Below are 13,556 nucleotides of genomic sequence, written 5' to 3'. Positions count from 1 at the left end.
CCGCCATTCCGCCAGGGAATTGAACAAATGTGCTCTTGACGCGAACAGGCGCGTTTTTGGATCGGCAACCGCCTGCAGAGCACCGCCGGACTAAAAAGCGCACAGCGCAACAATCCGCTCTGCTATGCACCTGTCAGATTGCTCGCCTGTTTCCGATTTACCTCTAGAAGGCCGATTCATGGCAAGCCGATTGTCGCTGCTCACCCTGGCATTACTCGCATGTTCCACCGACCTGATGGCGGCCACCGACGACACAGAGCACGGCTTCCTGGCCGACACCTCGTTAAACGTGCTGGCGCGTAACTTCTTTCTGCAGAACGACTACCGCACCGGGCATCCCGATCAGAGCTACCGGCAGGAATGGGCGCAAGGCTTCATCGCCAACCTGCAGTCAGGCTTCACCCAGGGCACGCTGGGTGTGGGCGTCGATGCCCATGGATTTTATGGGTTGAAACTCGACAGCGGGCGCGGACGTGCAGGAACCGGCCTGCTGCCGCTGGACAGCGACGGCCGCGCCGAGGACGACTACTCGGATGCAGGTGGCGCGCTGAAACTGCGCCTGTCGAAAACCACCCTGAAGATCGGCGAGATGGAGGTGGAAACGCCGGTGCTCGACACCGGTGACAAACGCTTGCAGCCGGAGTACGCCAGTGGGTTGTTTCTCGACAGCCGTGACGTTGAAGGCCTGAAGCTGGTGGCGGGGCATTTCACCTCCTTCAAGAACGAAAACGCGTCCACCTCGCGGGGCGACTTCGATGGCTACGGCGCCACCACCCGTGGTCGCGCGATCAGCCTGGCAGGCGTGGAAACCACCGACAGCACGCCGGTCGGCGGTTCCGTCTACGCGTCACAGCTTACCGACACCTGGCGCCAGTACTACGGCAATCTGCACTACATCGACGTGCTGTCGGACAACAGCTCGCTGCTGCTGGACAGCAATCTCTACCGCACGCTGGATCAGGGCAGCGCGCGTGCCGGGGCCATCGATAACACCGCCTACAGCCTGTCCGCCAAGTACAGCCTCGGTGCCCAGGCGTTTACCCTGGCTTGGCAGAAGATCGATGGCGACACGCCCTTCGACTTCGTCGGCGGTGACTCGATCTACCTCGCCAACTCGATCAAGTACGCCGACTTCAATGGCGCACACGAGCAATCGTGGCAGGTGCGCTACGACCTGGATGCGGCGTTGTTCGGTCTGCCAGGCCTGAAATTCATGACCCGCTACGTGCGCGGCAGCCAGATCGACGGCACCCATGCACCACAAGGCGCGGCGTACCAACCGTTCGACGAGGCGTCAGGTCGTTATCAGCCCATTCAGGGCAAAGGCGGACGTCATTGGGAACGCGATATCGACCTCAAGTACGTGGTGCAGTCCGGTCCGGCCAAGGACCTGTCGCTGGACGTGTCTCACGTCTCGCACCGCAGCAACGATGCTCAAGGCGGCGATGACATTGATCGCTTGTACATCGTCGTGCAGTACCCGCTCGACCTGCTCAAATGATCGGTATTCGCACGGCGGGTAAACGTCAATGCGCATCGTTGTGCAAGCGCGCCGGCTCGCAAACAGGCGCGCACAGGCTCAGCGATCAGGCTTCACTCGGCGCAGCACAAGGGCGCCGTGGCCATCGAGCGTCGCCAGTTGAACGGCGTGACGCCGGTCATACGACTGAACACTCGAGTGAAGTGCGACTGATCGGCAAACCCGCAATCCAGGCTGATCTGCGAAATGGTCAGCCCGGAATCGCTGAGCAGCCCCCTCGCCTTGTCCAGACGCATCTGCAGATACCAGTCACGTGGCGAAAGCCCGGTGTTTTTCTTGAAGGCCCTGGAGAAATGGCTGCGGGACAAGGAACATTCGCTGGCGATGCGGGCGATGGACAAGCCCTTGTCCATCTGGCTGGACATCAGTTCCTTGGCGCGGCGTTCCTGCCAGGGCGAAAGCGCCACCCGATCGCACGGAGGATGCGGTTGTTGCTGGGCGGCCTCCGGGACCCAATGTGCCGAGAGTTCGCGCATCACCTGTTCGAGCGCGGCGTGCTCGTCATCTGGCAGGGAACGCAGGGACGCCAGTAGCGAACGAAACAGTAACGGGTTGATTGCGTTCATTCCGGGCTCTCCAGGTCATCGTGGACGATTTCTGGAGTCTGGTCGGGCACCGCCTTAAAGTCCTTCTCGGGGTATTAAACGTTCTGAAGGGTTAATAAGGCAGCGTGCTCAAACCTCTGGACGCAGACGTCTTAAGAACAATTAAGGGCGACCGCCAATGACGCTGCCGGTGGAGGGGTTTATCGTCACTCTCCTCAGAGGTTCGGTTCGCTGCGAGGGACGCAAGTGACCACTCGATACGTTGCAGGAATCCCGATCCCCGACAGCGCGATGGCACGCGCGGCGACCGAGCTGATGCGCGACACACAATCCAGGCTGCTGTTCGATGCGGCCAGGCGTACGTTCGTGTTTGCCCGGCTGTTGGGCAACAGCCGTGAACTGCGCCATGACCCCGAGCTGCTCTACATTGGCGCGCTGTTCCTGCGGATCGGTGTCACGGCGCTGTACCGTCATTCCCAGCAACGCTATGAGATCGACAGCGCCGACGCCGCAGCGGAATTTCTCAGCGGCTACGGCCGCTCCCGCGAGGACATTGCCCAGGTCTGGGATGCCGTCGCGCTGCACACCACACCCGGGATTCCAGAGCACAAGCCACCGATCACCGCACTACTCTCCGCCGCCGTGGACACCGACATGCTCGGCACGTACGGTCAGGCGCTGTGTCCCGGCGCAATCAGCCGCATCCTCCGCGAATTCCCCCGTGAGCCGGGGTTCAAGATCAAGTTTTTGCACACGCTCGCACTGGGACAACTGCATCGACCGCACAGCACCTTCGGCACAATCAACGCGGACGTGCTGGCATTCCATGACCGGCACATGCAGGTCGGCGGCTTTTGCGAGCAGTTGCTGGCGTCGAAATGGCCGTATTGAACCCGGTGTCGGACAGCCCTACACGGCAGCAGGCAAGGTGAAGACGAAGGTCGTGCCGCCATACCTCGCTGGCATCACATACAACTGCCCGCCGTGGGCATGGATGATCGAGCGACAGATCGCCAGCCCCATGCCCATGCCTTTATCCTTGGTGGTGAAAAAGGCATTGAACACCTTGTCCTGGTTCTCGTGATCGATGCCCGGCCCCGTGTCTTCAACGCTGACCACCAGACAATCACTGCCCACCACGTCGCTGGTGATCGACAGCCGGCGCAGCACGTGATCGCCTGCACTCATGGCGTCCACCGCATTGAGAATCAGGTTCAGCACCACTTGCTGCAACTGCACGCCCGAACCGATGACCTGCAATGGCGAAGGTGTGAGGTGCGTGGTCATCAGCACGCGCTGCTGCTCGACTTCCACCAGCGTCAGTGTCACCACATGGCGAATCACGTCATTGATCAGCAGACGCCGCCGCTGATGGGTGCCCTGGCGCGCCAGCGACTGCAGCGCGTTGACGATTTCACCCGCCCGACGGCCTTCCTGAACAATGTCCCGTAGTCCCGACATCGCTTCGCCGATCTGCGGTGTCGCGCGGTTCAGCCAGCGCAGACTCGCCGCGGCGTTGGACACCATCGATGCCAGTGGCTGATTGATTTCGTGGGCAATCGAAGCCGCCAGTTCACCCATCACCGTGACCTGTGACACCTGCGCCAGCTTGGCGCGGGCATTGTGCAGCGCGGTTTCGATGTCCTGGCGACGGGCGTTTTCTTCCTTGAGCTGATGGTGCAGCCTGGCAGTTTCCAGTGAGATGGCCGCTTGCCCGGCGAGCAACTCCAACACCCCGGTGCGCCCGACGGTAAACACCCCGGCGGCCAGGTTGTTTTCCAGGTAGAGCACGCCAATCAACTGCCCTTGCTGGAGCAACGGCAGGCACAGCGCGGAACGGACAGGCGCCTTGGCAAGGTATTCGTCATCGCCAAAGTAATCGTCGACACTGACGTCGTCGACCACCAGCCGCTGGTGGGTGCGCATGACCCGATACAGGATCGACAAGGGCAGATGGTGCTTGCCGGGAGCATGCTGCACTAACTGAACTTCCAGCCCGGTGGCACAGCTCTGCCCGGTGGCACAGATGATCGGGGCGTCGTTTTTGACCAACAATAGCAACGCTCGCTGCGCGCCAGCGTGCATGATCGTGGTGCTCATGAGCATTTCGATCAACCGGTCCTGATCGGTTTCCTCGGACAACGCCTGCGCGGCCTTCATCACCGACGTCAGGTCCAGCGTATCCTGGCCTCCGGGAATAACGACCGACGTACGCGAAGCCAGCATCGCTTCCTGGTGGCGGGTCTGCGCCGTGCGGTCCTGGCCCCAGGCCGAGCCACGGTGCTTGTCGGGATCCAGCCCCAGATCGGGGATGTCCTTGAACTGCCGCCATTGGCATTTGCACGAACGCAAATCCGCCAGCAGGCTTCCTGCGCTCTGATAGCGATCATCCGGGTTCTTTGCGATCAGCTTCAGTACCAGTTGCGACAAGGGCTGCGGAATGTCGCCACGAAATTCAGTCAGCGCCGGCGGCTGACGCGCCACATGGCAATAGACCCACTCCACTGCATCAAGGGCCTCGAACGGCAGGCGCCCCGCCAGCCACTCGTAGAACGTCATACCCAGCGCATAAAGGTCGCTGCGCTGATCGGCATGGCGTTCGACCCTGCGTGCCTGCTCAGGAGACATATAGGCCAGCGTTCCGCAGATCGAGTCAGAAATGGGCAAAGCCGCTGCCGTGTAAGCGTCTACGCTCAGACCGAAACCGCTCAGGCGCACGACCCCGTCAGCGCCTTCTATCAGGTTGCAGGGTTTGATGTCCCGGTGCAGCAGGCCATTGGCATGGGTTTCGAAGAGCGCAGTGGCGGCGCCTATCGCCAAGTGCAAAAAACGTTCGATGGACACCGGTTGATCGGCCAGTTCGTGAAGCGACTGCCCACCCGGATCGCTCAACACCAGCAACGGGCCGGTCTCTGAGGAGAGCAGCGCCAGGGGTTGCAGTGACCACCCCGGCAGAAGCCTGTCGGCAAGGCCGAACTCATGGACAAGGCGACGGGCTATGTCGTCCGTCGCACCGCCAACCGCTCTGACGATTCGCCAATGTTGCTGCGGATCCGCGGCAAGCCGGACCCTGTAGTGAGAAAGCGCGCCGTCCGTGAGCAACAATGTCCAGACAAGCTGATCCTGCCACCCGGGCCCGAACGGTCCCGAGCCCGACATCAGCCCGACTGGCGCATTGTAAGCACTGCTCATGAAAATCCTTGATGACGTTCACGGTATTGGCCATGCACATTGCAGCGTTCACCTGCTGCAAAAAGAACCGGCAGAACGGCATCACCCTGCGCAGTAATGAAGAGGATCATAAACCGAACTTTGTGGTGTTGATAATTGGCACAAGTTGCATGTCACGTGACATACCAACTACCTTCTTTACGCACATGGATATTTGTGCGGTGAGTTATTGAGGCAATACAGCGATACGCTCGTGCATCTTCAGAAGTTCGATGACATTGCGAGCATTCATTTTTGTCATCACGTGCTTTTTATGAACTTTGGCTGTGACTTCACTGGTGCCCAACTCCACCGCGATCTGTTTATTCATTTTGCCGGTAATCAACAAACCCATGACCTGTTTCTCTCTCGGCGTCAGGCTGTTGAAACGCGCTTTGACATTACAGGTCAGGCAACGCTCGGTCAGATTCAGCGCGTCGTTGGTCAACGCTTCACGGACCAGATCGAGCAGTTGCTCAGGCTCGAACGGCTTGGTCAAAAATTCATGGGCGCCGGCCTTGATGGCTTTCACCGACATGGCGATGGTGCCGTAACCGGTCATGAAAATAATCGGGAATTGCTGGCCTCGAACCGTCAGTTCAGCCTGCAGGTCGAAGCCGGTGCCCTGGGCCAGATTCACATCCAGCAGCAGGCACGTCGGAGCCTCCTCCAACGGATGGGCGAGAAAGGCTTCGGCGCTGTCGAAAACGCTGCAGGCAATGTCCTCGGAGCTGAGCAACCGCTGCAATGCGGTGCGGATGGCTGCATCGTCGTCCACCACGTATACCCTGGGTGTTGCTCTCATACGTTCTTCCGTCAATTCAGCGGCCGACCGCCAGCGCTCTCTGATGTCGAGCATGATACCCGTCGGGCCCGACGGAAACAGCCCTGGCGGCGTGCAGGTTCGCCAGCGACGACGGGAGATCCGGGGCACGGGGGTCAGGGTTGAGCGCGTCGCTTGCCCGTTCCGCGCCAAGGCCTAGCCGCAGGCAGGTGCGGGTCGCGGCCAGCATCCGGTAAAACCGGAACGGCCCCTGCGCCGACACCATCAGCAACGACTTGGTCGCCAGCCTGACCATGCAGTCCATCACGCAGCTGCGGGACAGGGTCGCGCGCTGCAGAGCATTGCAAGCCTGCTCCAGGGTAAAGCGTCCGTCCAGATCGGCCAATTGCCTGAGCACGGTGCGCTCGTCGCGACTCAACAGGCGGTAACTCCAGGACAGGGACGCCTGCAGGGTCTGCTGACGAGGCGGCGCCGTTCGCAGACTGGCAGACAGCAGGTGCATGCTCTCGTCCAGACTTCCGACCAACTGGTACAAACCCAACGCACACGCCCGGGCGGCGGCCATTTCGAGCGCCAGCGGGACACCGTCGAGACGCCGACAGACCTCACCCACCAGATCGATGCTGTAGTCATCCAGCTCGGCATCGGGGGTGCTTGCAACCTGACAATCCAGCGCTCTCCAGTGCCGCAAAAACAGCTGTGCCGAGTCGCTGCGCAGAATGGCATCACGGGTGGCGTCCGGCTCCGGCGAGGTCAGCGGCGGCACCTGAAGACTGCGCTCGCCGCCGATACGCAGCGGTTCACGGCTGGTCGCCAGGATCCGCACACCCGGCGCACCCCGCAGGATCGCCTCCACCAGCGCAGCCACCTGATCGATCAGGTGTTCACAGTTGTCCAGGATGAGCAGGCCGGAGCGCTGAGCCAGCTGTTGAATCAGAAACACCAGCGGATCAGCGGGCCAAACGTCGATTCCCAATGCCTGGAAGAATGCATCTAGCAGACTTTCAGAGTGTTCCAACTCGGCCAGCGCAACGAAATACACCGCAGACGACTGGCCCTCCAGCCGCTGCCGTCCCAATTCCACCGCCAGGCTGGTCTTGCCGACACCGCCCGGACCGATGAGCGTGATCAGCGCATGGTGGTCGCTCAATGCCGCGTTGACCTCACCCAGCAAAGACGCGCGTCCAACCAGCTCGACACCCGCCGGCAACCGGTTGCCAAGCACGCCTTGATGCCACTGCGCCGTGCGGACCTCTTCCGGCCCCACGTCCTCGACGAATCCACCCTCGCCGCCCAGCAACAGGTAGCCGCGCCCGGGAATCGTACGAATCAGGTCACGATCGCTGCCCAGCGCCTTGCGCAATGCAGAGATGTGCACTTGGAGGTTATTTTCTTCGACGACCGTGTCAGGCCAGACCCGCTGGAGGATCTGCTCCTTGCTCACCAATTGCCCCTGATGACGGATCAGCAGCTCGAGAATATCGAACGCGCGAGTGCCAATGCGCAGAGCAACGCCGTCTTTGAAAAGGTCCCTGAGGTCCAGGGACACCATAGCCTGACCGAGACTTATCATCGTATTCACGCAGTCCTTAGATTGGATTCGCACGCCCTGAGATCGCCGAACGCAGGCACGAAGTCATTTGCCCGTGCACACGTACAACGCAGCTGATCCATTTTTAGTCAGCATTCATCTAATCAGTAAACGACAATGATCGATATTACCCGTAGGGGTAGTGACTACGAAGTAATTGATCTAACACCTGATCACCCGCCAAAAACGGTAGACCATTATTGGCCGATCATTAGTTGTTAATACAGCGATCTGTCGTTGCATAACGAGCAATACGGCTTTGCGCAGCCGTCCCATTCTCCAGTTTCAACGACTGCTTTAACGTCTCAGCCAATCGTCGATGACCGATCGACTCATCTCTCGCAACTGACTGAGCAGACAGACATGACCACTCCCCTGACCTCCACGCTCAAAGCACCCGCGCAAGGGCTGTCCCGCGCCATGGTGCTGCTTTTTGCTTTTTGCTGCGGCGCCATCGTCGCCAATCTTTACTACGCCCAGCCCATCGTTGAGCTGATTGCGCCGGACCTTGGCCTCTCGTCCAGCAATGCCAGTCTCATCGTGTCGCTGACCCAGATCGGGTATGCATTGGGCTTGCTGTTTCTGGTGCCGCTGTCCGACCTTGTCGAAAACCGCAAACTGATGATCGCCACCGCCGTGGTGGCCGGCGCCAGCCTGTTGGCGGCCGCGACGCTGCAACACGCCAACGGGTTCCTCCTGGTTTCGCTGGTCATCGGCTTCAGCTCGGTATCGGTGCAAATGCTGATTCCGCTGGCAGCCCACCTGGCGCCCGAGCAGTCTCGCGGCCAGGTCGTGGGCAACATCATGAGTGGCCTGTTATTGGGCATCCTGCTCGCCCGTCCGCTGTCGAGCCTGGTGGCCGACCATTTCGGCTGGCGCGCGGTGTTCCTGTACGCCGCCGGGGTGATGCTGGCGATCGTCGCCGTGCTGGCGCTGACCATCCCGAAACGGGTGCCTGACCACAAAGCGTCTTACGGTGAATTGTTGAAATCGCTGATGACTCTGATGCGTCGGCATGCGGTACTGCGCCAGCGGGCGCTGTATCAGGGGCTGCTGTTCGCGGCATTCAGCTTGTTCTGGACCGCAGTGCCGATGGAATTGGCGCGTCGTTTCGGCTTGTCGCAGACCCAGATCGCCGTATTCGCGCTGGTGGGTGCGATGGGCGCAATCGCCGCACCGATTGCGGGTCGGTTGGCCGACAAGGGCCTTACGCAACGGGCTTCGCTGGTGGCACTGGTGCTTGCCCCCGTCGCGTTTCTGTTGGGTCTCAAAGACCCGGGCTACAGTGTGATCGGCCTGGCGGTGACCGGCGTCTTGCTGGACTTTGCGGTGCAGATGAGCATGGTGCTGGGTCAACGGGCGATCTATGCGCTGGATCCGGCGAGCCGAGGGCGTTTGAACGCGTTGTACATGACGAGCATTTTTGTCGGTGGCGCAATCGGTTCGGCGCTGGCCAGCGGGCTGTATGAGCATCATGGTTGGCAGGGCGTGATCGCGCTGGGGACGGGGCTGCCGGTGCTGGCGCTGGTGGTGTTTTTGATCGTTGGTTTTAAGCAGCGGGCGTAGCAGCTGAATGGCGTCATCGCGAACTTCAACACCTCGGGGGCTTGTGCGTTCGGGGTGTTTTTTTGGGTGACGCTGGGTGGTGCGTGGATCGATTGGCTTGGTGGTGCAGACCTGCTTACCCGATCGTTCCCACGCTCCGCGTGGTAACGCAGCGACTGACGCTCTGCGTCAACGTGGACGCGGAGCGTCCTGGCAGGCATGCCCACGCGGAGCGTGGGTACGATCAATAAGGCGGAACAGTTTGGCCGTTAGGCCAAACCAAAACGGGCGTCAGGCAACGCTCACACCTGACGATGCCAGCCCCGTCGCGCCAGTGGCAAGTCCACCAATCGCCGCCCGACCGCCTGGCTCAACGCATTCCCCAGCGCCGCTGCCATCGGCCCCTGCACAATCTCCGCCGCGCCCAGAAACGGCTGGCCCGGCTGATCGATCAACGCCACCTCCACCTGACGCGGCAACGCCGGAAAGCGGATGATCGGGTATCCGCTCCAGTCATAACTGCGCACGCCCAGCGGGTCATAATCGACCTGCTCGTACAACGTCCAACTGGCTGATTGAACAATTCCACCCTCAACCTGATTGCGCAAACCATCCGGCGTCACAATCTGCCCGACGTCCACCGCTGTCACCACCCGGTCGATCACCACCTCACCCGTCTGCCGCTGGACATGCACCTGAACCGCAATCGCGCAGTAGCCCATGATGTTCTTGTAACGGGCGAAGGCAAAACCAATGCCGCTGCCGGGCCCCGGCGCTTTTTGCGGCCAGCCAAACGCTTTGGCCGTGTGTTCGATAACGGCTCGGGCGCGGGGGTCACTGAGGTTCTGCAAGCGAAACTGGACCGGATCGACATCCGCCTGTGCCGCTAACTCGTCCATCGCGCTTTCGATGCTGAAGACATTGATGTGCGCCCCCAGCGAACGCATCGCTGACGTCCGGAACGGCATCTGCGTGACGAACGTCATGTTGATCCGGCTGCTGGCAACGTCGTACAGCGGCACGACGTTTCGGTCACCGTCGCCTTCGGGCTGAGCGATGGGGACCGAAGGAGCCGGTGTGAAAGGTCGGGCCAGTAACCAGGAGGGCATCAAGCGCCCCGCATTGACGATTCGCTCATTGTGCGGCGTGGTCCACAGTTCAGTGTTCCAGTGTTGCAAGCGCCCGGAATCGTCCATCCCTACGTCCAGGTCGACACGCATCGCGGAGCTGTAGGGCTCCCAGAGGTTTTCCTGCTCGCGCATCCATTGCAGCCGCACCGGCTGGCCGGGCATCGCCATCGCGATCAGCGCCGCGTCGGCGGCGGCATCGTCAGCGCCGTTATGGCCATAACACCCTGATCCCTCGACATGGATGCAACGCACCTGCTGCACCGGCAGCCCGACCATTTCCGCGATACCCGCACGCAACGGGTAAACACCCTGGGTGTGCGTCCAGACAGTCAACACGCCGTCCTTGAACCAGGCAACCGAGCACGACGGGCCGATAGAGCCATGCATCAGGTATTGCTTGGTGACCCTGGTTTTCCAGCCGTGGGGCGCAGGGTCATCCGGCGTGCCTTTGCGGGTGATGGGGTAACGCCGAGAAGGCAGCTCGGTGAGCAATTGATGAATGTTTCCGGCGTCAGGCAACGGGTTGCCATCGGACCAACGCGCCACTTCATAACCTTTGCGCATGGCCTTGATGGCCTGCCATTCATCCTTGGCGACCACCGCCAGATAGCTGCCGTCGCGCACCAGCTTGAGCACGCCGTTCATGTGCTCAATGACCGCCTGATCAATCTTCAGCAACTGGCTGCCACGTCTGGGTGGACGGATGACCCGCGCATGCAGCATGCCGGGCAGGCGCATGTCCTGTACGTAGCTGGCGCCTCCACTGACTTTGCCCGGGATGTCGAGACGCGGCATTGATCGGCCGATCAACGTGAAATGTTCAGGCGGTTTCGGCGGCGAATCAACACTCGCATAGCGGTGCAGTTGCACGCCTGCTACGGCCTGAACATACGTCATGGATCGACCGTCACGCCCCAGCACGTTTCCGTCTCGGGTACTCAGGGCGTTGACCGGCTGTGCCCACTGCCGCGCAGCGGATTCCAGCAGCAACTGCCGAACCTGCGCGGCCGCGTTGAACAATGCCGTGCCGCTGTCGAACATCGTGTGGCTGCCCGCTGTGTAGCCTTCATTGGGTGTCAGCGCGGTGTCGGCCGTCAGAAACCGGATGGACTGCGGCGGAACCTCAAGGCGCTCGGCAGCGACCTGCAATAGCGCCGTCTTGACCCCCGTCCCCAGTTCGACCTTGCCGGTGTACACGGTAATGCCGTCCTGCTCGTCGATGCGAATCCACGCATCCAGAAACGGGTTGGTGCGCAGGCTGCCCGGTAAATCCGGCGCCAGCACCTGAGTCCCGAGTGTGTCGACTTCCGTGTCGGCAAACGCCCGACCGGCGCCGGGAACCATGGCAAAGCCGACCACCAGCGCGCCATTGATCAGGAAGGCACGGCGGCCCTGATCGACCTCCTCATGACGACTCTTCATGGTTTCACCCCGCTGGCGACCACGGCCTTGATCGCCGAGAAAATCCGCATGTGAGTCCCGCAGCGGCACAGGTTGGGCGCCATGTGTTCGCGTATCTGCTCATCAGAGGGGTGCGGCACCGTCTCGATCAAGGCTTGGGCGCGCATGATCATCCCGGCGATGCAGTAACCGCATTGCGCGGCCTGCGCGTCGATGAAGGCGGCCTGCAACGGTCCCGGCTTGTCGGCGCTACCGAGGCCTTCCACCGTTCGGACCGTTTTGCCCGACGCCGCAGCCGCCGGCACCAGGCAAGAAAACACCGGCTTGTCGCCGACCATTACCGTGCACGCACCGCACTGACCCAGGCCACAGCCGTATTTGGCACCGTTGAGCGCCAGGTGATTACGCAGGGCATATAACAGGGGCATGTCGGGATCGATGTCCAGCTGATGATCCTTGCCGTTGACGTTCAAGGTGATCATTTCGGCTCCCCCTCATGACGAATCGTGGTGACGGTTTTTTCAAGGTCGGCCCAGGGTTTTGCGGCACACGCCTGACCGCGCAGGTAACCGGCCAGTGCGGCGATATGGGTGTCGTCGAGGGCGTCGGCGAACGGCGGCATGTAATGACTGGGCGCGCGGGTCGACAACGGAATGCCTTCGAGGATCGTCTTGATCAGGTTGCGCGGACTGTCCGACGTTGCCGCAGACACCACGCTCAGGCCTGGCCGACCGTCAATCGTGCGCATCGGCGCGCCGCCGCCGTGGCAACCCGCACAGGCGCCTGCGAACAGCGCCGCGCCCTCGCGTTGATCGGGTTTGATCGGTTCAGGGGATGCCGCAACGCAACTCGACGCCGGCGGGGTTATGTCGGCCTTCAGGCTGAGGATGTACTCAGCCACGGCTTCGGCATCCTCCTGCGGCAGCTGCGCCATGCTCAGGCTGACCGGCAGCATCGGCCCGGCGGCACCTCCATGGCCCTGCGCGACTTCACCGCGCAGGTAAGCGACCAGTTGCTCCGGCGTCCACGGATTGGCCGCCTGCGTCATGCCGGTCAGGGCCGGCGCGTGCCAGCCATCCACCAGGCCACCTCCCAGATGCTCGCTGGATTTTTCGCCGCCGATGAAGTTGAGTGGCGTATGACAAGACGAACAATGCCCTGCGCCCTCGACCAGATACCGGCCCCGGTTCCAACGTTCCGACTGGCCTGCGACCGGCACCAACGGGTCGTCGCGAAGGAACAACAGGTTCCAGAACGTCACCAGCGGCCGGAAGTTCATCGGGAACATCATGTGGTTTTCCGGCGCACGGGCCTGCACCGGGTCAACGCTCATCAGGTACGCGTATGCATCGCTGATGTCGGCGTCCGACATCCGGCTGTAATGCACGTACGGGAACGCCGGGTAAAGGAAATGCCCGTCACGGGAGACGCCTTTGCGCATCGCACGGACAAAGGCTTCTTCCGGCCAATTGCCGATGCCGGTGTCCCGGTCAGGGGTGATGTTGGTGGTGTAGAGCGTGCCGAAGGGCGTCACCAGTGGCAGCCCGCCCGCCATGTAGGCACCGCCGGGACGCGTGTGACAGACGGCACAGTCGCCCTGCTCCACCACCCTGGCACCCCGTTCTATCTTCGTGGCATCCGCCGTCACCGGCGTGTCGAGCGGCTGGATGGATGGGCGCCACATCATCGCGGCGCACACGATGACGCCGATCAATGCGATCAGCAGCACTGCCCAGAGCGTCATTCGCTTCATGGTCGGGCCTTCCTCGGATTCACGGCTTGTTGAGCAGAAAATCTATCGGTCGGCTCG

Annotated in this window: 11 protein-coding genes; 4 read left to right on the top strand and 7 right to left on the bottom strand. The window is 61.6% G+C overall.

All coding sequences use genetic code 11. The annotated features are described in order from the left end of the window. Positions 1-178: 178 nt before the first annotated feature. Positions 179-1,501, top strand: a complete 1,323-nt coding sequence (locus AB4N84_RS24075) for an OprD family porin (RefSeq protein ID WP_460043535.1) — start codon at positions 179-181, stop codon at positions 1,499-1,501. A gap of 92 nt (positions 1,502-1,593) precedes the next feature. Here the strand turns inward: AB4N84_RS24075 and AB4N84_RS24070 are convergent, their stop codons facing one another. Next, positions 1,594-2,106 carry a helix-turn-helix domain-containing protein gene (locus AB4N84_RS24070; protein WP_460043533.1) on the bottom strand — a complete coding sequence of 171 codons (513 nt, stop codon included), beginning with the start codon at positions 2,104-2,106 and terminating at the stop codon, positions 1,594-1,596. A gap of 225 nt (positions 2,107-2,331) precedes the next feature. Between AB4N84_RS24070 and AB4N84_RS24065 the strand changes: the two genes are divergently transcribed. Continuing rightward, a complete protein-coding gene (locus AB4N84_RS24065; RefSeq protein WP_143024315.1) occupies positions 2,332-2,976 on the top strand; it encodes a phosphohydrolase in 645 nt (214 codons plus the stop codon). Between the two features lie 18 nt (positions 2,977-2,994). On the opposite strand, the gene AB4N84_RS24060 is transcribed toward AB4N84_RS24065, so the two are convergent. After that, a complete protein-coding gene (locus AB4N84_RS24060; RefSeq protein ID WP_074751319.1) occupies positions 2,995-5,277 on the bottom strand; it encodes an ATP-binding protein in 2,283 nt (760 codons plus the stop codon). Positions 5,278-5,288: 11 nt separating this feature from the next. Between AB4N84_RS24060 and AB4N84_RS24055 the strand changes: the two genes are divergently transcribed. Then, complete coding sequence (locus AB4N84_RS24055; protein ID WP_074751321.1) at positions 5,289-5,489, top strand: hypothetical protein; 201 nt, start codon at positions 5,289-5,291, stop codon at positions 5,487-5,489. On the opposite strand, the gene AB4N84_RS24050 is transcribed toward AB4N84_RS24055, so the two are convergent. Next, complete coding sequence (locus AB4N84_RS24050) at positions 5,483-6,100, bottom strand: response regulator transcription factor (protein WP_074751322.1); 618 nt, start codon at positions 6,098-6,100, stop codon at positions 5,483-5,485. The two genes, AB4N84_RS24055 and AB4N84_RS24050, sit on opposite strands and share 7 nt — an antisense overlap. Positions 6,101-6,116: 16 nt before the next feature. After that, entirely contained in the window at positions 6,117-7,652 is a 1,536-nt protein-coding gene (locus AB4N84_RS24045; protein WP_460047117.1) for an ATP-binding protein, read from the bottom strand. A gap of 381 nt (positions 7,653-8,033) precedes the next feature. On the opposite strand from AB4N84_RS24045, the gene AB4N84_RS24040 reads away from it, so the two are divergent. Continuing rightward, complete coding sequence (locus tag AB4N84_RS24040; RefSeq protein ID WP_074751328.1) at positions 8,034-9,236, top strand: MFS transporter; 1,203 nt, start codon at positions 8,034-8,036, stop codon at positions 9,234-9,236. Between the two features lie 281 nt (positions 9,237-9,517). Here AB4N84_RS24040 and AB4N84_RS24035 read toward each other — a convergent pair whose 3' ends face one another. Genes AB4N84_RS24035 through AB4N84_RS24025 form a run of 3 tightly spaced genes read right to left on the bottom strand, consistent with a single transcriptional unit; the run spans position 9,518 to position 13,499 of the window. Continuing rightward, a complete protein-coding gene (locus AB4N84_RS24035) occupies positions 9,518-11,767 on the bottom strand; it encodes a xanthine dehydrogenase family protein molybdopterin-binding subunit (RefSeq protein ID WP_460043531.1) in 2,250 nt (749 codons plus the stop codon). After that, the gene (locus tag AB4N84_RS24030) at positions 11,764-12,228 is read right to left on the bottom strand and encodes a (2Fe-2S)-binding protein (protein ID WP_074750163.1); all 465 of its coding nucleotides are present in this window, start codon (positions 12,226-12,228) and stop codon (positions 11,764-11,766) included. The genes AB4N84_RS24035 and AB4N84_RS24030 overlap by 4 nt, the downstream gene beginning before the upstream one ends. Continuing rightward, complete coding sequence (locus tag AB4N84_RS24025) at positions 12,225-13,499, bottom strand: c-type cytochrome (protein ID WP_460043530.1); 1,275 nt, start codon at positions 13,497-13,499, stop codon at positions 12,225-12,227. Before AB4N84_RS24025 ends, AB4N84_RS24030 begins: the two co-directional genes overlap by 4 nt. Positions 13,500-13,556: the final 57 nt, after the last annotated feature.

The organism is Pseudomonas sp. S2_H01, from assembly GCF_054668305.1.
This window is presented reverse-complemented; position numbering and strand designations above follow the sequence as displayed.

Bases quoted from the DNA above. Each gene is read 5' to 3' on its own strand.
- AB4N84_RS24075 (WP_460043535.1), top strand. From the start codon at position 179: ATGGCAAGCCGATTGTCGCTGCTCACCCTGGCATTACTCGCATGTTCC.
- AB4N84_RS24070 (WP_460043533.1), bottom strand. From the start codon at position 2,106: ATGAACGCAATCAACCCGTTACTGTTTCGTTCGCTACTGGCGTCCCTG.
- AB4N84_RS24060 (WP_074751319.1), bottom strand. From the start codon at position 5,277: ATGAGCAGTGCTTACAATGCGCCAGTCGGGCTGATGTCGGGCTCGGGA.
- AB4N84_RS24055 (WP_074751321.1), top strand. From the start codon at position 5,289: ATGACGTTCACGGTATTGGCCATGCACATTGCAGCGTTCACCTGCTGC.
- AB4N84_RS24050 (WP_074751322.1), bottom strand. From the start codon at position 6,100: ATGAGAGCAACACCCAGGGTATACGTGGTGGACGACGATGCAGCCATC.
- AB4N84_RS24045 (WP_460047117.1), bottom strand. From the start codon at position 7,652: ATGATAAGTCTCGGTCAGGCTATGGTGTCCCTGGACCTCAGGGACCTT.
- AB4N84_RS24040 (WP_074751328.1), top strand. From the start codon at position 8,034: ATGACCACTCCCCTGACCTCCACGCTCAAAGCACCCGCGCAAGGGCTG.
- AB4N84_RS24035 (WP_460043531.1), bottom strand. From the start codon at position 11,767: ATGAAGAGTCGTCATGAGGAGGTCGATCAGGGCCGCCGTGCCTTCCTG.
- AB4N84_RS24030 (WP_074750163.1), bottom strand. From the start codon at position 12,228: ATGATCACCTTGAACGTCAACGGCAAGGATCATCAGCTGGACATCGAT.
- AB4N84_RS24025 (WP_460043530.1), bottom strand. From the start codon at position 13,499: ATGAAGCGAATGACGCTCTGGGCAGTGCTGCTGATCGCATTGATCGGC.